General features: G+C 62.3%; 21 protein-coding genes. 15 read left to right on the forward strand and 6 right to left on the reverse strand.

Features of this window, described 5'->3' with window-relative positions:
- Positions 1-699 precede the first annotated feature (699 nt).
- The 6 genes from EYW47_RS27645 (at position 700) to EYW47_RS27670 (ending at position 6,813) form a co-directional block, all read left to right on the forward strand.
- The gene (locus EYW47_RS27645; RefSeq protein WP_165976693.1) at positions 700-1,158 is read left to right on the forward strand and encodes a nuclear transport factor 2 family protein; all 459 of its coding nucleotides are present in this window, start codon (positions 700-702) and stop codon (positions 1,156-1,158) included.
- A 387-nt stretch (positions 1,159-1,545) separates the two neighbouring features.
- Positions 1,546-2,850, forward strand: coding sequence for a gallate dioxygenase (locus tag EYW47_RS27650; protein ID WP_133198033.1), 1,305 nt, complete (start codon positions 1,546-1,548; stop codon positions 2,848-2,850).
- 143 nt (positions 2,851-2,993) lie between these two features.
- Positions 2,994-4,343: an MFS transporter gene (locus EYW47_RS27655; protein WP_133198034.1), complete on the forward strand. Its 1,350-nt coding sequence runs from the start codon at positions 2,994-2,996 to the stop codon at positions 4,341-4,343.
- A 37-nt stretch (positions 4,344-4,380) separates the two neighbouring features.
- Positions 4,381-5,406: an amidohydrolase family protein gene (locus tag EYW47_RS27660; RefSeq protein ID WP_133198035.1), complete on the forward strand. Its 1,026-nt coding sequence runs from the start codon at positions 4,381-4,383 to the stop codon at positions 5,404-5,406.
- Between the two features lie 2 nt (positions 5,407-5,408).
- Positions 5,409-6,092, forward strand: a complete 684-nt coding sequence (gene ligK / locus EYW47_RS27665) for a 4-carboxy-4-hydroxy-2-oxoadipate aldolase/oxaloacetate decarboxylase (protein ID WP_133198036.1) — start codon at positions 5,409-5,411, stop codon at positions 6,090-6,092.
- A 13-nt stretch (positions 6,093-6,105) separates the two neighbouring features.
- Complete coding sequence (locus tag EYW47_RS27670) at positions 6,106-6,813, forward strand: substrate-binding domain-containing protein (protein ID WP_133198037.1); 708 nt, start codon at positions 6,106-6,108, stop codon at positions 6,811-6,813.
- Between the two features lie 72 nt (positions 6,814-6,885).
- On the opposite strand, the gene EYW47_RS27675 is transcribed toward EYW47_RS27670, so the two are convergent.
- Positions 6,886-8,133 carry a LysR family transcriptional regulator gene (locus EYW47_RS27675; protein WP_133198038.1) on the reverse strand — a complete coding sequence of 416 codons (1,248 nt, stop codon included), beginning with the start codon at positions 8,131-8,133 and terminating at the stop codon, positions 6,886-6,888.
- A 434-nt stretch (positions 8,134-8,567) separates the two neighbouring features.
- On the opposite strand from EYW47_RS27675, the gene EYW47_RS27680 reads away from it, so the two are divergent.
- Together EYW47_RS27680 and EYW47_RS27685 are read left to right on the forward strand one after the other, a co-directional pair.
- Positions 8,568-9,119 (forward strand): hypothetical protein, encoded by a 552-nt coding sequence (locus EYW47_RS27680; protein WP_205710165.1) that lies wholly within the window; start codon positions 8,568-8,570, stop codon positions 9,117-9,119.
- A gap of 44 nt (positions 9,120-9,163) precedes the next feature.
- Positions 9,164-10,285, forward strand: coding sequence for a porin (locus EYW47_RS27685; RefSeq protein ID WP_133198039.1), 1,122 nt, complete (start codon positions 9,164-9,166; stop codon positions 10,283-10,285).
- 230 nt (positions 10,286-10,515) lie between these two features.
- Here EYW47_RS27685 and EYW47_RS27690 read toward each other — a convergent pair whose 3' ends face one another.
- From EYW47_RS27690 to EYW47_RS27700, 3 genes are all read right to left on the reverse strand, one after another.
- A complete protein-coding gene (locus tag EYW47_RS27690; protein ID WP_133198040.1) occupies positions 10,516-11,409 on the reverse strand; it encodes a LysR family transcriptional regulator in 894 nt (297 codons plus the stop codon).
- Between the two features lie 72 nt (positions 11,410-11,481).
- Positions 11,482-12,861 carry an MFS transporter gene (locus EYW47_RS27695; RefSeq protein ID WP_133198041.1) on the reverse strand — a complete coding sequence of 460 codons (1,380 nt, stop codon included), beginning with the start codon at positions 12,859-12,861 and terminating at the stop codon, positions 11,482-11,484.
- Between the two features lie 96 nt (positions 12,862-12,957).
- Positions 12,958-13,566, reverse strand: coding sequence for a flavin reductase family protein (locus tag EYW47_RS27700; protein ID WP_133198042.1), 609 nt, complete (start codon positions 13,564-13,566; stop codon positions 12,958-12,960).
- Positions 13,567-13,874: 308 nt separating this feature from the next.
- Here EYW47_RS27700 and EYW47_RS27705 point away from each other — a divergent pair, with 308 nt between their 5' ends.
- The 7 genes from EYW47_RS27705 (at position 13,875) to gtdA (ending at position 22,086) form a co-directional block, all read left to right on the forward strand.
- Positions 13,875-15,161, forward strand: a complete 1,287-nt coding sequence (locus EYW47_RS27705) for a CaiB/BaiF CoA transferase family protein (protein ID WP_133198043.1) — start codon at positions 13,875-13,877, stop codon at positions 15,159-15,161.
- Positions 15,044-16,378 (forward strand): CaiB/BaiF CoA transferase family protein, encoded by a 1,335-nt coding sequence (locus EYW47_RS27710; protein WP_240763949.1) that lies wholly within the window; start codon positions 15,044-15,046, stop codon positions 16,376-16,378. Before EYW47_RS27705 ends, EYW47_RS27710 begins: the two co-directional genes overlap by 118 nt.
- Positions 16,375-17,775 (forward strand): MmgE/PrpD family protein, encoded by a 1,401-nt coding sequence (locus EYW47_RS27715; RefSeq protein WP_133198044.1) that lies wholly within the window; start codon positions 16,375-16,377, stop codon positions 17,773-17,775. Before EYW47_RS27710 ends, EYW47_RS27715 begins: the two co-directional genes overlap by 4 nt.
- A gap of 8 nt (positions 17,776-17,783) precedes the next feature.
- Entirely contained in the window at positions 17,784-18,560 is a 777-nt protein-coding gene (locus EYW47_RS27720; protein ID WP_133198045.1) for an enoyl-CoA hydratase/isomerase family protein, read from the forward strand.
- 66 nt (positions 18,561-18,626) lie between these two features.
- The gene (locus EYW47_RS27725; protein ID WP_133198046.1) at positions 18,627-19,805 is read left to right on the forward strand and encodes a thiolase family protein; all 1,179 of its coding nucleotides are present in this window, start codon (positions 18,627-18,629) and stop codon (positions 19,803-19,805) included.
- Positions 19,739-20,962 (forward strand): fumarylacetoacetate hydrolase family protein, encoded by a 1,224-nt coding sequence (locus EYW47_RS27730; RefSeq protein WP_338117845.1) that lies wholly within the window; start codon positions 19,739-19,741, stop codon positions 20,960-20,962. The genes EYW47_RS27725 and EYW47_RS27730 overlap by 67 nt, the downstream gene beginning before the upstream one ends.
- A 65-nt stretch (positions 20,963-21,027) precedes the next feature.
- The gene (gene gtdA, locus EYW47_RS27735) at positions 21,028-22,086 is read left to right on the forward strand and encodes a gentisate 1,2-dioxygenase (RefSeq protein WP_133198047.1); all 1,059 of its coding nucleotides are present in this window, start codon (positions 21,028-21,030) and stop codon (positions 22,084-22,086) included.
- Positions 22,087-22,126: 40 nt separating this feature from the next.
- Here gtdA and EYW47_RS27740 read toward each other — a convergent pair whose 3' ends face one another.
- Both EYW47_RS27740 and EYW47_RS27745 read right to left on the reverse strand, forming a co-directional pair.
- A complete protein-coding gene (locus tag EYW47_RS27740; RefSeq protein WP_133198048.1) occupies positions 22,127-23,047 on the reverse strand; it encodes a LysR family transcriptional regulator in 921 nt (306 codons plus the stop codon).
- A gap of 256 nt (positions 23,048-23,303) precedes the next feature.
- Entirely contained in the window at positions 23,304-24,335 is a 1,032-nt protein-coding gene (locus EYW47_RS27745) for a porin (protein WP_133198164.1), read from the reverse strand.
- Positions 24,336-24,621 lie beyond the last annotated feature (286 nt).

A 24,621-nucleotide genomic window follows, 5' to 3' on the forward strand; every position in this document is an offset into this window, starting at 1 on the left:
AACCGCCAGTGTGACGCAGTGGACCACTAACCTTATATCGGAGCGGCTCCGGGGCGTCTGCCATCACGCGTCGTCACACGGAGTGACTAAGGGCTCATCCATCCGGCGGCGCTGCGCGCGCCGTGGGGCATAACTAAAACCGGTGGGACGCATGTATTTTCGTAGGAGTCCAGCATATTTGTTTGGCAGCACTTCCGCGCATTCGCCGGGCAGCATGCCCGGTTTTCCTTGCAGACTCTTCCGCCCGCGCGTAGCGCGTGGCGGGAAGGATGAGTCCCTTGTCACTAACGCGGAGTGTGCGAGGTGACGGATGCCCCGGAGCCGCTCCGATTGAAAGGGCAGTGGTGGACGGCGTCACACTAGCGGTTTGAGCCGCTTTCTTTTGCCTACTTTTCTTTGCGGCTGCAAAGAAAAGTAGGTGCCGCCCCGCACAGGGGCAACGCTCGCGGACCGCCGCGAAAACAAGGAAAGGCCAACAAATCAACACCAAACAAATCAACACCCAACAACCCACAACAAATGAAGCTTGAAGCGCGACCCATTGCCATTAAAATTTTACAAGTGTATAGTTAAGCAGAAATCCACCGACCGTCGAGCGCCGATCGCGCCCCCATACGGGTTGCTTTCCTGGCGATCGGTCGAAACGCGGCTCGCGGCACGCGACATCTGCAAATGCATAGCCTAATAAAGAGGTTCAATATGGCAACCTTGAATACCGATTCGAGAAATCTCGCCAACGTGAAGGAGTATTTCGTTCGCCTGGACGCAGGACGGGCGGATATGCTCGATCTGTTCGCCGACGATTTCCAGTTTTATTTTCCGAAGTTCGGTGTGGGCAAAGGCAAGGCCGAGCTTGCGGAACTCGCGAACGGTCTAGGGGCCACAGTAAATTCGGTTTCACACGACCTCAACGCGATGAAGTTCTTTGAGGGGCCCAACTTTGTCGTGGCCGAGGGCCTCACCCAGGGCGTGCACAACGATGGCACGGCGTGGCAGGGCGGCAAGACGCCCGGCGGCCGCTTCTGCAATGTCTTTGAGTTCGGCGACAACGGACTCATCCAGCGTCTGCACATCTATCTCGACCCAGACTACGCAGGGCACGACGCTGACCGGTTCCTCTGGGGGAAAACCCGCTCGGGAGAGACCCGTTCCTGGTAATAACAGGGGCAGCTTGCTCGCGCTCGAGGGCGCGAACCCGCTTCGCTCAAAGCCGGCTGTGCGATCGACACGACATCAAATGCCGTGCCGGCGCCGGCCATTTCTGCAATGCGGATGAAATCTTCAGTCGCGTCTTGCGACTTCATTGTTCCGCTATCTAATTCCTTTATCCCTGTCTTTTTCCGGTGCGCCCAGGCTTGAGGCGCACCGGATCTTGCCTTTTCCCCGCCTGGCAAGGGGTTTCGGCGCTTCTGCCCGGCCGCTGACCCGCCAGGACAGGCCAGAATCGGCACTTTTTCTCGATCGAATCTCGCTAACCCCTACTTCCAGCGCAGGGGCCGCCCACATAACCTCCGTGCAACGATCCGCACACGGAGTACGACTGACATGGCGAAGATTATCGGAGGCATCGCGGCCTCGCATACGCCCACCATTGGATTTGCGCTGGACAAAAACAAGCAGGACGACCCGGTCTGGGCGCCGATCTTCGAAAACTTTGCACCCGTAGCGTCCTGGCTGGCCGAAAAGCGGCCGGATGTCTTGCTGCTCATTTACAACGATCACGTCACCTCGTTTTTCTTCGACCACTATTCGGCATTCACGCTGGGCGTTGGCGAGCAATGGCAGGTGGCCGACGAGGGCGGCGGCGCGCGCGATCTGCCGCCCATCAAGGGACATCCGGGGCTGGCCGCGCACATCGGCAACTCGCTGATGACCGATGAATTCGACATGGCCTTCTTTCAGAACCGGCCGCTCGATCACGGCTGCTTTTCTCCGCTCTCGATGCTCTGTCCGCACGAGCCTGAATGGCCAGTCAAGCTGATTCCGCTTCAGATGGGTGTGCTGCAGATGCCCATCCCCAGCGCGCGGCGGTTTTATAAGCTGGGGCAGGCGCTGCGGCGAGCGATTGAAAGCTATCCGGAAGATCTGCGTGTGGCGATCGTCGCGACGGGTGGCTTGTCCCATCAGGTCCACGGCGAACGCGCGGGCTTCAACAATCCCGAATGGGACCAGCGGTTTCTCGATCTGTTCGAGCGCGACCCCGAACAACTGGCCGATATCACCCTTGCCGAATACGCCGAGCGTGGCGGCTTCGAGGGCGCCGAGGTCGTCATGTGGCTCGCCATGCGCGGCGCGCTGCCGGCCGGTGTCGTTTGCAAGCATCGCAGCTATTACTTGCCATCCATGACCGGGATAGCGACGGCCATCTACGAGGGTCTGGATGACGAAGCAGCGCCCGCCAACCTCGAGCGGCACCGCAATCGCATGGCGAGTCAATTGGCCGGCATCGAAAAGTTGCAGGGCACCCGGCCTTTCACGCTGGAGGTCGCGGTGAGGGCGTTCCGGATCAACGACTACTTGCATCGCATGATCGAGCCGGCCCATCGCGAGCAATTCCTCAGCAACCCGGAGGCGAGCTTCGACGCCGCGCGCCTCACCGAAGAAGAGCGCGACTTGATCCGCCGGCGCGACTGGCGCGGTCTGCTCCATTACGGGGCCATCTTTTTCATGCTCGAGAAGCTCGGTGCGGTCACGGGCGTTTCGAACCTCCACATTTACGCCGCGATGCGCGGGGAAACGCTGGAAGCGTTCCAGCGCACCCGCAACGCCCCTGGCGCTTTGTATTCCGTGGCGGGCAACGCCGCTGGGAATCTGAGCTGGGATCAGGCGGCCACGCCGGACCAGCACTGAAAAGCGCGGAAGGGCGCTGAAAAACGCAAGGGCGCCTGGGTCAGGACCCCTGGGCGGCCGCGCCGCGTGCTCGCAAGTGGCCGGATCGCAAAGACAGCCCGGGCGGTCAGCCGGTGCGTCGCTATAGACCAAGGAGACAGGTGATGACAAGCGGGAAAACAATCGATATCAAATCCTTCATTGATGAGAGGCCGATCTCGGCCTACCAGTGGTTGCTGGTGGCGCTGTGTTGCCTCGTGGTCGTCGCCGATGGCATGGACGTGGCCATCATGGGCTTCGTCGCCCCCTCGATCATTCATGATTGGGCCATTTCGCGGCCCGCGTTCGGCCTCGTGATGAGCGCCGCACCCATTGGTCTCGTGATCGGCGCATTGGCGGCGGGCCCGAGTGCCGACCGGTTCGGGCGCAAGCCGGTTCTGATCATGTCCGTATTCCTGTTCGGCCTCCTCACCATCGCGACCGCCCACGCCGCCTCGCCAGCGCAAATGGCCGTGCTGCGGCTATTGACGGGTATCGGTCTTGGCGCGGCCATGCCCAATACCACGACGCTGTTGTCGGAGTACGCACCCCAGCGCAAGCGCGCCCTGATGATCACCCTCATGTTTACGGGCTTCAACCTTGGCTCGGCGCTGATCGGCTTCGTGGCCGGCTGGCTCGTTCCGGTCCATGGCTGGCGAGCGGTGCTGGTGTTCGGCGGCGCCTTGCCGCTCGTCTTGATCCCGCTGCAGGTGTGGCTGCTGCCCGAATCCGCACGCTTGCTGGCGGTGCGCGGAGCGCAACCGGCGCGCATTGGCAAGGTGCTCGGCCGCGTGTGTGGCGTGCGATTTTCGGGCGATGAAGTGTTCGTCTCGAACGAACCTCCGTTGCCGACGCGCAAGCCGATCGGCGTGCTCTTTTCGCAGGGTTATGGCTTCATGACCGTCATGCTCTGGGTGACCTATTTTATGGGCCTGCTCGTCATTTATCTCCTGACCGGCTGGCTCCCGACGCTGATCAAGGACGCAGGCCTCTCCGTCACCACGGCCGCGAACGTGACGGCGATGTTCCAGATCGGCGGAACGATCGGCGCCATTGCGGTGGGCTGGCTCATGGACAAAGTGCGGCCGGCGCCCGTCATCGGCGCGGCTTACCTGGGGGGCGCCGTGTGCGTGCTCGGCCTCGCGTGGATCGGGGCATTGTCCTCGTCGCTCGCGTTGCTGGTCTTCGCCACGGGCTTTTGCATGAGCGGCGCGCAGACGGGGCTGAATGCCTACGCACCGGGGCGCTATCCAACGGTTGCGCGCGCAACTGGTGTCAGCTGGATGCTGGGGATGGGGCGCTTCGGCAGCATCTTTGGATCTGCGGTCGGTGGCGCGCTGCTCGGGCTCGGCTGGGAGTTCGGCGCCATCCTCGCGATGCTCGCAGTGCCCGCGGCCCTCGCGGCGATCGCCATCGTGTTGACACAGCGCGCGCGTGCCGTCGAGCCGAGTGTGCAGGCGAACACAGCACATTGAAAGTGAGTGCAAATGAATCCGGTTTTTGGGAGCAAAGATGATCATTGATGTTCATGGCCATTACACCACGGCGCCGAAGGCGCTGGAAACGTGGCGCAATCGCCAGATTGAGGGCATAGCGAATCCGTCCGGGATGCCCGCGGCGTCCGAGCTGCGAATCAGCGACGACGAGCTGCGCGAATCGATCGAATCCAATCAGCTCAGGCTGATGCGCGAGCGCGGCATCGATCTCACGGTGTTCAGCCCGCGCGCGAGCTTCATGGCGCATCACATCGGCGACTTCGAGGTGTCGAGCAGCTGGGCGGCAATCTGCAACGAGTTGTGCTTCCGCGTGAGCCAACTGTTTCCCGATCATTTCGTCCCAGCCGCGATGTTGCCGCAGAGTCCTGGCGTCGATATCGCCACGTGCATCCCCGAGCTCGTCAAGTGCGTGGAGCAGTACGGCAACGTGGCGATCAATCTCAACCCCGATCCATCGGGCGGCCACTGGAGCGGGCCACCGCTGTCGGACCGCAGCTGGTACCCGATCTACGAGAAGATGGTCGAGTACGACATCCCGGCAATGATCCATGTGAGCACGAGCTGCAATGGCTGCTTCCATACGACGGGCGCGCACTACCTGAACGCGGATACGACCGCATTCATGCAGTGCCTCACGTCCGATCTGTTCCGCGATTTCCCGACCCTGCGCTTCGTCATTCCGCATGGCGGCGGCGCGGTGCCGTATCACTGGGGCCGGTTTCGCGGACTCGCGCAGGAGCTCAAGCGGCCACCGCTCAAAGAACATCTGCTCAACAATATCTTCTTCGACACGTGTGTCTACCATCAGCCGGGCATCGACCTGCTCACGTGTGTGATTCCCGTGGACAACATCCTGTTCGCCAGCGAAATGATAGGCGCGGTGCGCGGCGTCGATCCCGAGACGGGCCACTATTTCGACGACACGAAGCGCTATATCGAAGACGCACCGCTCGACGCGGGCGAACGGCACAAGATTTACGAGGGCAATGCGCGACGTGTGTTTCCGCGTCTCGATGCCATGCTAAAAAGCAAGGAGCACTGATCATGTATGAGCTGGGAGTCGTCTACCGCAACATCCGGCGCGCGGATAAGGATGTGGCCGGGAAGCTCGGCGCGTTCGGCGCGGCGACGGTGCACGAAGCCATGGGGCGCACGGGCTTGCTCAAACCCTGGATGCGCCCGATCTATCGTCACGCACAGGCCTGCGGAACGGCCGTCACCGTGCTGCTGCAGCCGGGTGACAACTGGATGATGCATGTCGCCGCGGAACAGATTCGGCCGGGCGATATCGTGGTCGCGGCGGTCACGGCCGATTGCACCGACGGCTACTTCGGCGACCTGCTCGCGACGAGCTTCCAGGCGCGCGGCGCGCGGGCCCTCATCATCGACGCGGGCGTGCGCGACGTCCGCGTGCTGGAAGACATGAGGTTTCCGGTCTGGAGCAAGGCGATATCGGCCAAAGGCACGATCAAGGCGACACTCGGCTCCGTCAATATCCCGGTAGTCTGTGCGGGCGCACTCGTCAATCCCGGCGACGTGGTCGTCGCGGATGACGACGGCGTGGTCGTCGTTCCCGCGGCGCGCGCCGCCGAGGTTCTGGAGAAGGCGCAAGCGCGCGAAGCCAATGAGACGGCCAAGCGCGCGAAACTGGCCTCCGGCGTGCTGGGCCTCGACATGTACGACATGCGCGAGCCCTTGAAGCAGGCGGGACTGCGGTACATCGATTGAAGCAGGGCTGGCAATGGACGTCCAACACATTGACGGTGACGCGATCACCGGTATCTCGTCGATGGCGACTCGCCACGTACTGACCGCGCTTGCCGGCGCGTACGAGCGGCAGTCGGGGCGGCGGGTGCGCATCGAGTCCACCGGCGGCGTCGACGCGGCGCGGCGTGTCCTCGCGGGCGAGTCGTTCGATTTCGTCGTGCTGGCGTCGCAAGCGATAGAGGATCTTGCTGCCGCCGGCCGCATCGATCCCGGCAGCCGCGTCGACATCGCCCGTTCGCGGATGGCGATCGCGGTGAGGGCCGGCGAGCCGCTTCCCGAAGCCGGGACCGAGACGGCGCTGCGCGATGCCTTGCTGGCCGCTCGCAGCATCGGCTATTCGACGGGGCCGAGCGGTTCACATCTGCTAAGCCTGTTCGAGCGGTGGGGCGTTGCCGAACGCGTCGCGCCACGTATCGTGCAGGCGCCGCCCGGTGTTCCGGTTGGGACGCTCGTGGCGCGGGGGGAGGTCGAGCTGGGCGTTCAGCAGATGAGCGAATTGATTGACTTACCGGGTATCGATGTCACCGATGCGCTGCCGCCCGAAATCGAGGCCACAACGCTTTTTTCGGCTGCGGTGTGCATGCCGTGCCGGCGGCATGAGGCCACCAGGGCGCTGCTCGCGTTTCTCGTCTCGCCGGAAGCCGGCCCCGCAAAGCTTCGCCACGGCATGGAACCGGCTTGAGGCGCATGAGGTGTATGAGGCGCTTGCCTCGCGCGACCGAAGCCGCACGCGCACACACGAACTTCTGCAGCCCTAACGACGAATGATGCGTGTCGTCCGGGCGACCTCGCCCACCACGACCCGAATGGCGTCGATCAACGCACGTGCCGCGGGCGATGGCGTCCCGCCGGCGCGCAGCGTCAAGCCGATGTCGCGGCTGGTGTCGCGTGTCGGCGCATCGAGCACCACGAGCTGGCCGGACTGGCATTCGTAGTGCAACTGCTGGGCCGACAGTACCGCGAGCATGTCCGTGCGCAACAGCAAGCCGCGTATCACCGCGAGATCGGCGGTTTCGACGGACGGCATCGGCGGCTTGACTTTCACACGCTTGAACATCGCTTCGAACAGGCCACGCGTGGGCGACTGACGACGCGAGAGTATCCATTGCGCCTCTGCGAGCTGCCGGATCGACACGTTGCGCTCGCGGGCCAGCGGGTGGTCGTGACGGGCCAGCACGACGAGATCCTCCGTCATCAATTTTTCGTTCTCGAGGCCACTCGCCGCATCGTTTGCGCGCAGCGCACCGAGGATGAAGTCGACATCCCCCGCCCGCAGGCCGCCCACCAGCATTTCGTACGCGCTTTCGTCCGTCACCACCCGTACCCCCGGATACTGTCCGACCACGCGTGCGATGGCCTCGGGCAAGATCAGCGTGCGTCCAAGCGGCAGCGCACCCACCGTCACGATGCCCTGAATGCTGCCTTTCAGGGCCGCGACGTCGTCCGATACGTGGCGCAACTCGTTCAGCGCCCGGCGCACGTGTAGCAGAAACGTTTCGCCGTCGCTCGTCAGCAGGAGTCCGCGCGGGTTTCGCGTAAACAGCGGCATGCCAGCGCCGCTTTCGAGAATGCGAATGGCACTGCTGACGGCAGGCTGCGTGATCCCGAATGCTCGCGCCGCGCCGGGCATGTGCTTGTGCCGCGCCAGCGCGACAAGCAATTGAAGACGGCGCGTGTTGAGCAGGTAGGGCGGCAAGTTGCCTGGCACGAGCGCTTGCCGCGGCGACTGCCGGGCCCGGCTCCATCGCGCCAGTTCCTCGAGCTCTCCAAAAACACGCTCTGCGCGTGTGAGTACCGTGCGACAGACGGGCGTCGGCAACATGCCTGAGGGCTTGCGGTCGAAAAGCCGCTCACCAAGTGCCGACTCGGTTTCCTGAACCGCTCGCGTGACGGCGGACTGAGCGCGATAGAGCGCAACGGCGGCCCGGCTCACGCTGCCCATTTCAGCAATGAGGCGCACCGCGTAGAGATGGGCAAGGTTCAGCAGGTCGCTATCGTTCATAAATCCGGGTTGCCACGGTCATGACGCCGGTCTCGGCTGGCAGGAAGTATAGCCGCAAGCGCCGTGGACAGACACGCTCACGCACCGGCTTGCGAGTTCGTTCTCGCGCCATCTCTTCTCTTTATCGGAGGTCTTGCGAAAGGGGGCGCCGCGCAAACGCGCGAGGGGAGCTCAGGAAGCTTCCGGACCCTTGCTGCACGGGGCTTTCAGCGCGCCGTGCCAGGGCTGGCAGCGACTCGGCGGCGCATTCCAAAGACGCGATCGCTTGCCCGTTCACGTTTACCCTCGCTGTCGATGGACACCGCCCCCTTCGTATCGTTGCATTCCATGCGGGGCGCGTTCTGCCGGCGGAAAAACAGCACCTACTGCGGCAGCGCACAAGCCACGTCACCCGGAAACGGGGCCATCGAGCCAACATGATAAGGAGAGCGAAAGTGAACGGACATTACAGCATGAGCAACAGCGACGTGGGTGGTGAGCGCAATAGCGTCGTGCCGGACCAGCCGGGCGTGAGGCGCACCCTTCGCGCAGGCCTGGCGGGCGGACTGACCGGGGCCGCGCTGATCTGGGTTTACGAGGCGCTTGTCTGGGTGGGGGTGCAGCACATGATGCCGCTTGCCGGGATTCCCCGCAACGCGACGGGCCTCGTATTCGGCAAGGCCGTGCAGGACGAGCTCGGCATCTGGGCGTACTTGCTCGGCACGGCGATTCATTTCGTTTTCGCGCTTTCGTGGGGTGTCCTGTTCGCCGCGATCTGGCCATACTTTCGCCGCCGCGGGTACGAAGCAACCTTTATCGCGCTGTTCTACGCAATGTTCGCGTGGATCGTGATGCACACCCTCATCATGATCGCTTCCGCCAATCACCCGAACTACTTCGACCCGAATGTGGTCATTGGCGGTTTCATGTCGCATTTTGTCTTTACGGTTCCGCTCGCGCTGGTCGTCAAGCGAATGCTCGCACCGCATCAGGGCGCTCAAATCTGACAACACGAATTTCGGTGCGGTTCCTCGCGAGACCTGGAGACAAAATGCATAACAAGACCACGGCGGTAGTATTCGGCGCCTTGATTGCGAGCTTTTGCGCAACGCAGGCTCATGCACAATCATCGATCACGTTGTATGGCATTCTCGACGAGTTCGTCGGTTACCAGTCGGCGAAAAGCGGCGGCAAGAGCACGTCTTTGACCACCCTGGGCAACAACGGCGAACTCACCAGCCGCTGGGGGATACGCGGCTCGGAGGATCTCGGCGGCGGCTACCGCACGACCTTCGATCTGGAGAACGGTTTCGATCCCGGAACCGGCAAGCAGCAGAACGCGTATCGATTCTTTGACCGGCAAGCATGGGTTGGCGTCGCTGCGCCTTATGGCGAATTCAGGTTCGGCCGCCAGAATACGCCGATGTTCGCGTGGAGCGGCAACATGGACGCGTTCGGCGCGGCGACGTACGGCTCCGGCTTCAATGATTTCGCCAACTGGCTCGCGCGTGTCGATAACGACATCAGCTACCTTTCGCCGAAACTGGGCGCGACCCAGGTCGAGCTCCACTATTCGGTCGGAGGGCAGCCGGGAACGCTCGCGGGCAATGCGGTTTATCAGGCCGGTGTGCAGACCACCCTCGGGCCGGTCTATGTCGCGGTGGCCTACCTGAATGCGGCGAACAGCACGGCCAGCAATCGCGTTCAGGAAATCATGGCGGGCGGCAACTACGACTATGGCTGGGGCAAGATTTACTTCGGCTATTTCAGGGCGAACGACGTGATCTCCGCGACAAGCGGCAATGCGTTGAGCAATCCCGCCGGTAAATACGATCCGGCCGTGGGGCCGGTAGGCAACACGCCCGGCAACTGGCACAGCACGTATTCCGTTTCAGCGGACTACCGGTTCAGTCCGTTCCTTTCCGTGGGCGCTGGCTATGCCTACATCAAGGACAGTTCGCCGTTGGGCAACGACGCCAGCCAGATGAGCGCAATCGTCAACTACGACCTGTCGAAACGCACGCGCTTGTATGGCGTGGTCTCGCGCCTGAACAACTACAAGGGCGCCCAGTTCAAGATGGCGGGTGCCAGCATCACGACGGGTTCATTCCTCACGCCGGATGCGGGGCAGAACGAAACGGGTGTGCAAATAGGCATTCGGCACCTGTTCTGAGCGGTGTTCCAAACCGGCACGACAATGGCGAACGGCACTACTCAGCGGGTTTTGCGCGACGACCGCGTGGAGCGCGGCCATGCAGCATTCGCGAATGACGCCCCCGATTCGACCGGCGCTGTTTCTGCACGTGAACCAACGCATCTGCGCATGTAGCGGCGAGCGCCGGGTCAACGTTGCGCCAGGTGCGCACAGGACACGCGCGCCTGACCCCGGCGAAAGCGGTAACGCTAGCGATTCAACAGGGAAACGAGGGTTTCCATCGCGAGGCGCGCCGCTTCCACCGGCAGTGCGGTGTGGGGCCGCTTGACGGGCGTGATCATCGAAAGCGTCACCTCGATCTCGGGCGCGATGATCCGTTGCCAGTGCAAGGTGGGATGACCGCTTGCTCGTATCGAGTTGATCGGCATGACGGTGTAGCCTATGCCGCGCTCGACCAGTTCGATGATGGAGCGTACCGCGTCGATCTCGAGTTCCATGTTCAACATGATGCCAAGACGCGCTGCCTCGAACTGGAGCAGCGGCTTGATCGCATGCGAAGCGTGGGGCATGATCAACGGGATTCGCGCGAGCTCGCTCAACGCGACTTCTTCGGCCGAAGGGCCGATCGGATGCAAGCCGATCAGATAGAGTCCCTGCGTTGCAATGGGTTCGATGACGAGGCTCGGCGACGTGGCGGGGTTTAGAACGATTGCAAAATCCAGCTGCCCGAGCAGCATCTGTTCGTGTAGCGGAAGCGAATAGCCTTCGACCAGACTGAGCGAGGCTTTCGGAAAACGCTCGACGAAGCGTTCGACGAAGGTCGGGATCAAGGTTCGCCCGACACTCGGCGTAAGGCCCGCCACCACGCGTCCTTCATAGACCGCTGTGCCGTCCTTCAATGCAATCAGCGCCGAGTCGGCGGCGTGAAGCACACCGCGTGCATGTTCGAGAAACCGGCGGCCCGCCGGCGTCAAGATTACGCCGCGGCCATTGCGCGAGAAAAGCGACGTCTTGAGCTCGACCTCGAGGGCGCGAACCTGCCTGCTCAAAGTGGGCTGGGCGATCGACAAGACATCGGATGCCTTGCCGACGCTGCCCAATTCAGCGATGCGGACGAAATAGCGAAGCTGCTTGATGTCCATGGTTGGAAAAGACCGCTCCAGTACGGCTCCATGCCTGTCGTCGTGATCATTCTAGCGTGATCCACGCAGGCCCTACGCGGATTTCTCGCTTTCGGCGCCGGGCCGGGAGGCAGGCATTGCCGGGGCAGATTCATCGGCAGATTCGCGGGGAACTTGCGGGGTAGTCCTCACTACAAAGAGGATCACGCATGCGCCGAGTGCGAGCAGGAGCGCCATGAAGTACAGGCCGAAATCGAAGCTCCCGGTATACGTTTTGACCCAGCCCACGACAAACGGGCTCAGGAAGCCACCGGTCTGGCCGATCGAATTGATCAACGCGATGCCGCCGGGAGCCGAAGAGCGTGGCAGCAGGGTCATGGGCACCGAGAACAGAATCGGCATGGCGCCGAAGACCGAGATCGTGGCCACGCTCAACGAAGCGAGCGCGAGAGGAAAACTGGACCAGACGAAAGGCAGCGATCCGAGCGCGGCGGCGCCCGCCAATGCGCAGCCCGCGGCATGCCACCGGCGCTCCAGCGTGCGATCCGAATGAAGGGACAGCATTAGCATTCCGATTGCGCCGAGACCATAGGGAATGGTGGACCACAGGCCGATTTGCGATGCCGTGCGCAGCCCCGCATGACGCAGCATCAACGGAAGCCAGAACGAGATCACATAGGTGCCGCAAATGACGGTGAACCACGCAAGCGCGATCGCATAGACGTTGAAATCGCGCAGCGCACCGGAAAAACCAGAGCGCTGCCCGTGACTTTCCCGCGACGCCCCCTCCAGGACGGACTGCCGTTCATCGTCCGAAAGCCAGCGGGCCTCGTGCGGGCCATTCGGCAACCACAGCAGGCATGCGAGGCCAAGCAGCACGGACGGCACGCCTTCGAGCAGGAAAAGCCATTGCCAGCCGCGCATGCCGTGAAATCCCGCCATCGAATCGACGATCAAGCCGGAGAGCGGCGAGCCCATCAGACCGGCAAGCACGCCGCCGCTCAGGAACAGCGCCGTGACCCTCGCGAGCCTGGCCTTGGGATACCAGAGCGTCAGGTAGAACACCACGCCTGGCGTAAATCCGGCCTCGAACATTCCCAGCAGAACGCGCAGCGTGTAGAACATCGCGGGCGTGCGCACGAACATCATGCAGCTCGAGGTGATGCCCCAGCAAATCATGATGCGGGCCAGCGTCAGGCGGGCGCCAATTCGCTGCAAGAGCAGATTGCTCGGCACTTCAAAGGCCAGATAGCTCGCAAAGAAAATCCCCGCGCCCAGTCCGTAGACGGCGTCGGTGAATCCCAGATCTGCCTTCATGTGCAGCGCGGCGAAACCGATGTTGATGCGATCGAGGTAGGCGAATATATAGCCCAGCAGCACCAATGGAAAAATTCGCCAGCCAATGCGCGAATAGAGCTGCGTTTCATCGCGTGATGGCGCCTGCGCGACGGCTGGCACAGCACTGTTTGCCATAGGTGTCTCCAGAGGGATGGCAATGGGAAGCGGATCGGACCATATCTTTGCCTTCAACGGCCGTATCCTGTTGCGGGTTTGCGTCGCCAGGCGGCCTCAAACGCTCAACGTGTCGTGCGTTCGGCAGTAGCTTCGGCCTGCAATCCGGCCCAACGGGCGCAGCGCGTCGTGATTCACCCGGTGCCCTTCGCGCACCCCTTCCGCACAGTGAACCAGCACGACTTCGCCGACGAGCATCGTCGTTGGAGAGCCTTCTGTTCCAAATTCGTGGTGCTCATGAAGGCGGCATTCGAATTGAAGCGGCGATTCCTTGATTCGTTTCGGCAGCACGGTAACGGAAGGCAGCGTGCTGAATCCGACCTCTTCGACCTCGCTGACCGTCGACGGATATTCGAGCGCACATTGCTGCACCTGGTCCGCCATGTGTTCCGACACCACGTTGATGACGAACTGGCCCGAACGCAAGATGTTGCGCACGGTGTCCTTGTACCCGTTCGGGCGAGTCTGGGCGACGATGCCGAGCAACGGCGGGGTCACGCACAGGATCACGAACTGACTGAATGGCGCGGCGTTGAGGACGCCTTCGTCGTTCTGGGATGTCACCAGCGCAATGGGGCGCGGAACGACGGATCCGGTGAGGAATTTATAACGATTTTCTTCGGTGAAGCCGAGAAGGTCCACCGTTTCGTATGAAGTATGGTCCATATGCCGAAGTGAGCTGTGTTGGTTGATCCGCTTCCACCTTGAGCGGGTGAGTCCATGCTAGGGAAGGCGGCCCGCACCAACAAGAACGGAATGTTTCTTTCTGATATGCCGTTTCTTGCTGCTTTCTGTTCTCGCGCGAGCGACGGGCGAGACCGGCCGGGGGCCAGCCCCCGGCGTGCGCCTTTCTATGCCGTGCATGCATAACAGAAAGAAGGTTTCCGTTCTTGTTCCGTTGCCTGCGTGAGCATAACTTTCACTCCGAAAGCGCTGGCGTGCGCCAGCATGGTGGACAGAGAGAAGGCATCTACATGAACAACACAGTGACTAGTGGCGTGGCCAGCGATCACGAAGCGTCGAAGAGACCTTCGGCGCTCGAAGGACTCAAGGTCGTGGACATGTCTGGCCTTGCCGGACAGTATTGCGGCAAGCAATTTTCGGATCTCGGCGCGGAGGTGATCCTCGTGGAGCCGCTGAACGGGTCGAACGTGCGTCGGGAAGGGCCATTCCTCGACAACCACGTCGATCCGGAATACAGCCTCCCTTTCACGTACTTCAATGCCGGCAAGAAGAGCGTCTGCCTCGATCTCGACCGGCCCGAAGGGCAGCGTGCTTTTGTCGAGCTCGTCAAGCGCGCGGATTTGCTGATCGAATCCGAGAAGCCGGGCGTGATGGCGAAGCGGGGCCTGGATTACGCTTCGCTCGCCTCGGTCGCGCCGGATCTCGTCATGACCAGCATCACACCGTTCGGTCAAGACGGTCCGTATTCGAATTACGAGTCCGAGGATATCGTCGCGCTCGCACTGGGCGGCATGCTTTACCTTGGCGGCTACCCGGACAGCCCGCCAATCGCGGCACACGGCAATCTGGCCTATCTGGCCGCTGCGCAATTCGCCTCTGTCGCTTCCATGATCGCGCTGCTGGGTCAAACCGGCGAGCCCGGGTGTCAAGGCGGTTCGCATATCGATGTGTCGATCCAGGAGTGCGTGGTCATGGGGATGGAGAATGCCATCCAGTTCTATGACCTCGAACGCGTCGTTCGCAAGCGGGAGTCCGGCCAGCTAAAGATGGCCGGGACCGGGGTCTTCGACTGCGCGGACGGACAAATCTATCTGATGGCCGGGGGGATCGCGTCGGCGCGATTCTGGGAGTCGACAGTGCAGTGGATGATCGACGACGGCGTGGCCGAAGCGGCCCAGCTACTCGAAGACCCGTGGAAGGATCACGACTATCTCGTGACCGAGGAAGCCAAGCATCGCTTCTCCGAGCTGTTCGTGCCGTTCGCCAAGAAACACAGCAAGGTCTGGCTGTATCAAACCGGCCAGGAGCGCCGCATTCCGGTTTGTCCAATTAGCATGCCGAAGGACATCATCGAGAACCGGCAGCTCGCTTACCGGGAGTTTTTCGGCTCGATCAGGCATCTGCCTTCGGGGCAGGACATTGTCTCTCCAGGTGCGCCTTATCGATTCTCGGAGACGCCATGGCGAGCACCGTCGCCTGCACCGCTAATGGGTCAACACACGGACGAGATTCTGGCCGGGCTCGGCTACGGCAAGGCAGAGCGCTCGGCGCTACAACAGGCAGGAGTTTCGAATTGAATAAGCTTCCTCTTGAAGGCATTCGGATTGCCGATTTCACGTGGATCGGAGCGGGTTCGTTCACCACGAAGCTCTTTGCCGATCACGGTGCGGACGTCATCAAAATCGAGAGTGCGGATCGCCTCGATGCGCTACGAGGCAGCCGTCCCTACGCGCAGGGCGTGCCTGGCATCAATCGCAGCGGCTATTTTGCCGACCGCAACAGCAACAAGAAGAGCGTCACGCTCAACCTCAAGACCGCGCAGGGACAGGAACTGGCCCGGCAACTGATCGAAACGAGCGACATCGTGGCCAATAATTTCACCCCGGGCACGATGGAGAAGTTCGGCCTCGGCTATGAAGCGGTGAAGAAGATTCGTCCCGATGTGATCTATCTGGCGATGTCGATGCAAGGTTCGTCCGGCCCGGAGCACAAGTACCTTGGGTTCGGCCTGACGATCGGCGCGCTGACCGGGCTTCAGTTTCTCTCCGGGCTGCCGGACAAGGAACCGGCTGGCACGGGGACCAACTTCCCCGACCATATTCCCAATCCGTGCCATGCAGCCTTTGCCGTGTTGGCGGCCTTGCGCCACCGCCGGCGCACCGGGCAGGGGCAATACATCGACGTGGCGCAGACCGAGCCAACCGTTGCGCTGCTCGGCCCCACGATGATGGATTGCGCGGCAAACGGCAACGTGGGCGGCCGTACGGGCAATCGGCATCCCGCGGCTGCGCCGCATGGCGTCTATCCGTGCCAGGGCGTGGACCGCTGGATCGCCATCTCGGCCGGGACCGAAGCGGCATGGAGCGGCCTTGTTGCGGCGCTTCCCGAAGTAGAGGGGCTGCGTGCGGCGCAGTTCTCGACAGCGCGCGATCGCGTGGCAAACCGGGATGAACTCGACGCGGCGCTGGCGCAGGCGACCAGCCGCTACGATGCAGATGCGCTGATGACGAGACTGCAGCGTCATGGCGTGCCGGCTGGCGTCGTGCGCAGCGCGGAGGATATCGTGGAACGCGACCTGCAGTTGCAGCATCGGAATCACTGGGTTCGGCTGCAACACCCCGAGATGGGCGAAGCGATCTATAACGCACCGCCATTTCGTATCAGTGGTCACACCGAGACCGTCCGCTGGCCGGCGCCACTGTTGGGACAGCATACCGATGAGGTTTGCCGGGATGTATTCGGCATGGATAAAGCCGAGATCGCCAGCTTGCGCCTGAAGGGGGTGTTGACATGACAACGGCGCGGCTCTCGGCGAGTGAAATACTCGCGAAATTCGCTTGCTCGTTTGACCCCTCAACCGTTAGCGATGAACACCTCCGCGTGTGCGCCCGGGCGATCGCAGATACCTTTGCAGTCAGCGTTGCAGGCAGCAAAGAGCCAGCGGCGATCCGCGTGAGACGCTACATCCAAGGCCTTGCTGGCGGCTTCGGCGGCGAGCAGAGTGCCGGACAGGGCGCGGCGCGCCTGTGGGGATTGGGCGTCGCGACGACGGTAGAGGGGGCCGCGCTATACAACGGCGTCGCCGCTCACGTGCTGGACTTCGACGACGCTTCATCGTCGATGGGCGGGCACCCGAGCGTGGCGTTGCTGCCGGCGCTGATTGCGTTGGCCGAGTCGCGCGATATCGGTGGAGTGCGGCTGGCCAGCAGCTATGTGGTGGGCTATGAAATCGCGAGCAAACTGGGCAGCGCACTCAGCAAGGCCCATTCCGATCGCGGATGGCATATGACCTCGTCGGTCGGGACGATTGCGGCCGCTGCCGCCTGCGCACATCTGCTGGCCCTGGATTTCGACCAGACGGTCTCGGCCATTGGCCTTGCGGTCTCCCAGACCGCCGGGACGCGCCAAAGCTTCGGATTCGACGCCAAGTCGTTTCAGGCCGGCCAGTGCGGTGCCGCGGCCCTGCGCGCCACGCTCCTTGCCGAGCAGGGCTTTACCGCGTCTGCGCTCGCAATGGATGGTCAGGCCGGTTATACGAGGCTGTATTCGGAGTCCGAAGATATCTCGAGGGCGCTTGTTTCACTGAATACATCGCCGCTCGAAATCGACCGCGTGGGTGTGGAGATCAAGAAATACCCGGCTTGCTACGCGGTTCATCGGCCGCTGGACGGGCTATTCGATCTGAAGCGTGAGTTCGGTTTCGGCCTGGACGACGTCGAGACCATCGACATCGAGGTGAGCTACGGAACGTTATCCCCGCTATTGCAACGCTTTCCCGAAAACGGCGTCGAGGGGAAGTTCAGCATGGAATATGCAATTGCGGCGGCTCTGGAAGACGGCGAGATTCGCCTCTCGACATTTACCGATGAGGCGGTGCGCCGACCGGAACTCCGCAAGGCGATGGCCTGTGTAAAAGCCCACGAAGAGCCTGGCGAGATCACGCCGCGCTGGGCGGAGATTTCCGTGGCATTGAGGGACGGCCGCCGCGTTTCGCGACGAGTCGACACGCTGCGCGGCGACGCCTCCAACCCGCTTGCCGATGACGACTTGCTCGCCAAGCTAGCGGACTGCCTGGCATGGGCGGACAGCCCGATCGACGCGAAAACGCTCTATCGCGGCGCGGAAACGATCGGGACGGCCAGCGTGCGCGATGTCCTGAACGCGATCGAGCGCACCAATATAACTGCATGAGGTAAGGGATGAGCATTCTGTATGAGGTGACGGATTCCGTCGCAACCATCGTTCTTAACCGGCCCGAAGCGCTGAATTCGCTCGATCCGGAGACGCTCGCGGAGCTGAACCGCACGTTTGAAATCGCCAACCGGGACGAACGCGTTCGCGTGGTCGTACTCACGGGTAGTGGTGAGAAGGCGTTCTGCACCGGCTCCGATCTGAAGAAGACCATGCCGCCCAAAGAGAGCTTCGCAGAACTGACGTTTGGACGCGAGAAGTGGCTCTACCCATTCGCGGGGCTGGAGATCGACAAGCCGATGATCTGCGCCGTGAATGGCTTTGCGCTCGCGGGAGGGATGGAGCTCGCGCTGGCGTGCGATATCCGGATCGCGTCCAGCAATGCCCAGTTCGGGCAGTCGGAAGTGTGTGTCGGGAGCATTCCGGCTGCTGGCGGAACGCAGCGGCTGCCGCGCATGGTCGGCATGTCGGATGCCATGCTGATGATGTTGACGGGCGATCGGATCGACGCGGAAACCGCGTTGCGGATCGGCCTCGTGAGTCGCGTCGTGCCGCTGGAAAACCTGAGGGACGAGGCCATGAAGATTGCCTGGCGGATTGCCGACAATGCGCCGCTGGCGGTGCGGGCCGTGAAGCGGCTCGTGCGCGATGGACTCGACTTGCCTCTGCTGACTGCCATTCAGTCGGAGCAGTTCGCGCTCGGCTTGCTTCGCGATACCGAGGATCGGCTGGAAGGGCGCCGCGCGTTTCAGGAGAAGCGCAAACCGGTGTTCACGGGCAAATAACAGGTACACGCAGGTACACGCAGGTACACGCAGGCATGCGCAGGTACACGCATTTTGGGAGTCGAGATGAGACGGGTCGTTGTAGCAGGCATTGGGCAAACCGTATTCGGTAAATTTCTGCACCGCACGGTGCGATCGCTGGCTGAGGAGGCGCTGTCTTCCGCCCTGGCCGATTCAGGTATCGAAGCTGAGCAGATCGGTGTGACGTACTTCGCGAATGCGCTCTCCGGCCTGGTCACGGGCCAGGAAACGATTCGAGGACAGGTCGCCCTGCGCAATACCGGCGTGATGGGGCGTCCCATCATCAACGTCGATAACGCGTGTGCATCGGGATCGACGGCATTTCACCTCGCATGGCTGGCGGTCGCGTCGGGTCAGGCGGACGTGGCGCTGGCCATCGGGGCGGAGAAGCTGACGCACGAAGATAAATCCGTGACCTTCGGCGCGTTCGCCTCCGGAGTGGACGTGGAGGAGCGCGCGCGGCTCCAGATGGACGCGCCTCAGGGACACTCGGTGTTCATGGACATCTACGCGGAGCGGGCGCGCCGTTACATGGCGTCCAGTGGCGCGACGCCTGAGGACTTCGCGCTGGTCTGCATCAAGAGCCGGCAGGCCGCATCGACCAACGAGTGGGCGCAGTTCCGCGCGCCGGTGACGGCCGAGGAGGTGCTCGGCAGCCGCATGATCAGCACGCCGCTGACGCTGAACATGTGCTCGCCGATCGCGGACGGTGCAGCAGCGGCCATTCTGGTGAGCGAAGCATTCGCGCAACGCCTCGCGAAGCCGCGCGTCTACGTCAAGGCATCGGCCATTGTTTCGGCCAACCAGGACGGCCTTGGCACGACCGCTGCCGAAAGGGCCGCGAATGCCGCATATGAGGCGGCGGGATTGGGTCCCGAAGATATACACGTGGCGGAAGTTCATGACGCTTCTGCGCCGGCGGAGATCATGCTCTACGAGCGTCTGGGATTCGCCGCGCCCGGCGAGGGCGTCGCGCTGCTTCGCGACGGCGTCACGTCGGTTGGCGGGCGGCTTCCGGTGAATCCGGGCGGGGGCCTGTTGAGCCGCGGCCACCCCGTTGGGGCCACCGGCATTGCGCAGCTGATCGAGCTCACGACTCATCTGCGTGGCACGGCTGGCGCGCGTCAGCGGGAAGGGGCGAGGGCGGCACTCGCCGAGTGCTCCGGCGGGCAACTCGGTGCCGATTCGGCGCTCGCGGCCGCGACGATACTCACCAATTTCTAATCACGAGCCTGCGCGCACGCCTGACCAGCGTGCGCGCTTTGCTGCCGAAACGCCATCAAAGCCAGCGCGATTACGCTTCGCTGGGGCCGTTCAAAATAATTGATACGGTCTATCTCGCCACCTGGATCGACCTGCCGCGAAGCAGCGATTACCCTTCATATAAAGCCGCATCCGGGGCCGTCGTCGGCCCGGTTCGCCACCCAGGCGAGCCCGGTGAACCCCTGTTTGTCGGTGCCGTTATCGCTGCGCGAGTGCAGCCGGCCCAATCGCATCAAAGCAAGGAGCATAGTGTTATGAAGATTTGCCGCTTTGGCAGCGGTCGCCTCGGTGTTGTCGAAGGCGAACGCGTGTATGACGTCACGTCGGCTCTCGACGTGCTTCCTTCCTCCCGGTATCCGTTTCCGGCATTCGATGTGCTGGTCGCGAACCTGCCGCAAGTTCGCGAGCGAATTGAAGCCTTGCTGGCGGATGCCGTGGCGACGCCATTGGCCGAAGTCTCGCTGCTCAGCCCGGTTGCGAATCCGGGCAAGATCGTGGCCGCGCCCGTCAATTACACCAAGCATCTGCTCGAAGTGATGGCCGACCGGGGGCTGAACCACGGCAATCTCGTCGAGCAGATCGAGAAGGTCGGTCTGTTCCTGAAAGCGAGCAGCTCGGTCGTGGGTGCCGCCGAAGGCGTTCAGCTCAGGAAGCTCGAGCGCCGCAACGACCACGAAGTGGAGCTTGCCGTCGTGATCGGCAAGCCAGCCAGCAATGTGAGCCGGGAAGACGCGCTCGATTATGTCGCCGGCTATTGCATCGGCCTCGACATGACCGTTCGCGGCGGCGAAGAACGCAGCCTGCGCAAATCGCTGGATACGTACACGGTGCTCGGCCCCTGGCTCGTGACCGCCGATGAGTTGCCGGAACCGGGGGCGCTGGACCTCGCTATCCGCGTCAACGGGCAAGCCCGGCAGAGCGCGAATACGCGCGACCTGATCATGGACGTGCCGGCGCTGATCGAATTCGCTTCGTCGTTCTATACGCTGATGCCGGGCGATGTGATCTTGACCGGAACACCGGATGGCGTTGGACCGGTGCGGCCCGGCGACGTGATGGAGGCGTCGATCGAGGGAATTGGCCGCATGGTGGTCAACGTGAGCACGGCATCCGCCTGAGAACCCGAATCGTTGCGAGACGCGGGACGAGGGGCCTGTGTCGACGTCGAGAACTGGAGCGTTTCATGAATTCGAGCACATTCCATGAGCAACCGACCCAAACGCCGGAACGACTGGCGTTTTACGCCGAACTTGATCGACATGACCTCGGCGCATTATGGGAGGTGCTCGGGAAGTTGGGTTCGCTGGAGCCACGGCCCGCATCCGTGCCGGCGCACTGGAATTATGACGATCTGCGTCCTCTCCTGATGAAATCCGGCTCGCTGATTTCGGCGGAGGAGGCCGAGCGCCGGGTGCTCGTTCTGGAGAATCCGGGCTTGCGCGGCCGTTCCCAGATCACCGGCAGCCTGTACGCGGGTCTGCAACTCATTTTGCCCGGCGAAATTGCGACCAGCCATCGACACGTGGCGTCCGCGTTGCGATTCATCGTTGAAGGGCGGGGCGCCTATACGGCGGTCGATGGGGAGCGAGCTTCCATGCGTCCTGGCGACTTCATCATTACGCCGTCGTGGACATTTCATGACCACGGCAACATTGGCGAGGAGCCCGTCGTGTGGATGGACGGACTGGACATCCCGATCGTCAATCTGTTCGATACGGGGTTCGCGCAGAAGTATGCGGGCAGCACGCAGCCCGTCACACGGGCTGAAGGCGATGCGCTCGCCCGCTACGGAACCAACATGCTTCCGGTCGAGTACACGCGTTATGGCTCGACCAGCCCGGTATTCTCTTACCCCTACGAGCGTAGCCGTGAAGCGCTTGCGCGCCTCGCGCGTAGCGGCCCGCTTCATCCTTCGCACGGCGTGAAGCTCCAGTACGTGAACCCGGCAACGGGCGGCGCCGCGATGCCGACCATTGGGACCTGGTTGCAGCTTCTGCCAGCCGGATTCGACACGGCCGCTTATCGCTCGACGGACGGTACGGTATTTAGCGTGGTCGAAGGAAGCGGATACAGCGTGATAGGAGGAAAGAAGTTCGTCTGGAAGCCGAAGGATATTTTCGTGGTGCCTTCGTGGGTGAATGTCGAGCATCACGCCGATGATGACGCGGTGCTCTTCAGCTTTTCAGACCGGTCCTCGCAGCAGGCGCTCGGTCTTTGGCGTGAAGAGGCCATTTCGTCCTGAACGGATGGCGCACTGCCGCGACGCGTCCCGCAGGGGATGGCTAGGGCAGTGCGTCGAACAGATTGGCGAATGAGGTTCTCAGCCATTTGAGGCCGGGGTCGCGCATATAGCGCTCGTGCCAGTGCTGCATGACCAGATACTCGGGCACGGGGAAGGGCAGTGGATGCATTTTTACCCTGCCTCCCAGCGCCCATTGCACGGCCAGGCGCTGCGGGACCGTTGCAAGATGGTCGCTTTCCGCCACAATCGATTCGACACCGAAAAAATTCGGCATGCTAATGGCTGACGTGCGCTGAATTTTCTGTTCGCGCAACGCCCGCTCGAGCAGCGAATGGCCTGTCGCGGAAGAATGAACGGTAACGTGCGACTCCGCAACGAACGACGCCAGGCTCAGAGACGCGCCCACACGCGGGTGATCCGCTCGGGCAATGCAAACGAACTGCTCGGAAAACAGCCGCTGGCCAAAAAATCCCGCGTCGAGCGTCGGCAGGAAGCCCGCCGCGAGATCGATCTCGCCTCGTTCGAGCATGACGGGCGTGTCCTCCGAGAGCGCACTGATCTCCAGTCCAACGTGGGGCGCGGCTTCCTTTAGCCAACGCAGCAGGACGGGCAAAAACAACATCTGCCCCGCATCCGAAAGGGCCAGCCTGAATGTCCTGTCCGAGCTGGCGGGATCAAACGCCATGTTGTGATTGAGCGCGGTCTGCAGCAGCACCATTGCGTCGCTGGTCAGACGCAGCAGCTCTTGCGCCAAGGGCGTCGGCGCCATCCCGGTGGTCGTGCGCACGAATAGTGGGTCGGAGAAATGCCGGCGCAACTTCGCAAGACCCATGCTGATGGAGGATTGCGTCAATTGCAGATTCTTCGCCGTCTGCGAGACGCTGTGGGTCTTGTTCAGCTCATCCAGCATCTGAAGCGTTTTCAGATCGATGTTGTCAATGCTAAGTTGAGAGTCGCTCATCGCCGTATCTGACCCGATCGTTCAGTGTCCGAATGCAGGTGCTCTCGACATCGATCGGGCTATGCCCGGTCATCAAGCCCCTGCGCCCGAAGCCGGTCTCAAGACTACACCGTTTTTTGTGGAGCGTGGGCGATGCAATCTCGACACTCGCTGCGCGCCGGTCTCTTTCGCTCGCGGGGGCAGTCCTGCATGACGTGGGATTCGCGCTTGCCGCTTTGAGGAAACGCGAACCGGCGTATGAGCGAGTATTCGATTACTAGAACCCGTGGCGAATGCCGATGATTGCACCCATGGTCGTTCCCGTTGGGCCGTACAGCGCGCCGTTTGCCGAAAGACCGACATCCATGAGGCCGTGATTGTTGACCATGGCGAGATCACCGTAAACGTATGTGCGCTTCGACAGCGCGTATTTCAGCCCGAGCGCCGCCAACAGCCCGTGGTTGGTGGAGTTGTTTGCGTCTCTGACAACCCAGACGCCCGCGTCCGTAGAGAAGGCCGGTGTGAATTGCCAGGCGCCGCCCGCCGTATAGACGCGTTCGTTAAAGGAACCCGCAACTTTGTAGTTGATGTAGGCAGCCTTGAGTGTGACGGCACCCCATGCGTAAGCGGCGCCAAGCATACGCCCTGTGAAAGGCACCGTCGTGGGCAACGGAGTCGGGCTGGGGCCCGCGTTGCCGCTATACAGCGCAGACTCGATCCGCAAGCCGCCGTGTGTGTAGGTGAGGCGCGCGGCGTACTGGCGTCCGGCCTGAAAGTCCCCGGCTTGCCCGCCCAGAGCGATCATCGCGCCAGCCTGCAATCCCGCGATAGTCGGACTCGTGTAGGTAATGGCGTTGGGATTGAAGAGCCCGGTTGAAAAGAGCCGGCCGATATAGATCGCGGCGCCGCTGCCGAAGTACGATCCAGTCCGCGGGTCGGTCATGATGATGGCGAGTACGAAGGGCGAATACTGCGTGCCCGCCTTCACCTCGCCAAAGTCGCCGGACAGGCCGACGTAGGACTGGCGGCCGAAGAAACTTCCGTTGGAGTTGTTGAGTCCTCCATTCACGGTGCTGATGCCGCTTTCGAGTACGAATTCGGCCTTCAGGCCGGCGCCTAGGTCTTCCGTGCCTGTAAATCCAAACCGTGACCCCTCAGTGCCTCCGTCCGTCAAGGCGAATTGGTGGGCTCCGTCTTTCCCTGTAGAACCGGATCCGGTGCGGCTCGTGTAGAGCAGTCCGGTGTCGAGAACGCCATAGAGCGTGACGGAGCTTTGTGCGTGGGCGGAACTGGCGGCTCCCATCGTCATGGCGCAGGCGACGAGGGAAATAACGCTTCGGCGAATAACTCGACCACGCGTCGTCGTTGATGAAATTTCGCGTTGCATTGGTGCGGCACCCATTCGTTCTCTCTTGAAGTCGATATTGTTGAGGGAATTCCGTAATAACGCGGGAAGAATATAGTGATTCGTTATGCGAATGAGTTTATTGACACGAAAAAAACGAACAAGTTATGGAAAACCCTTTTTCGTCTCAATCAACGCATCGACCGACGGCAAAAGTCGCGCTGAGCGGCTCTGGGCGGCGTGTACGCTC

It is taken from the genome of Paraburkholderia silviterrae (assembly GCF_004353915.1).
GTDB classification, from domain to species: Bacteria; Pseudomonadota; Gammaproteobacteria; order Burkholderiales; family Burkholderiaceae; genus Paraburkholderia; species Paraburkholderia silviterrae.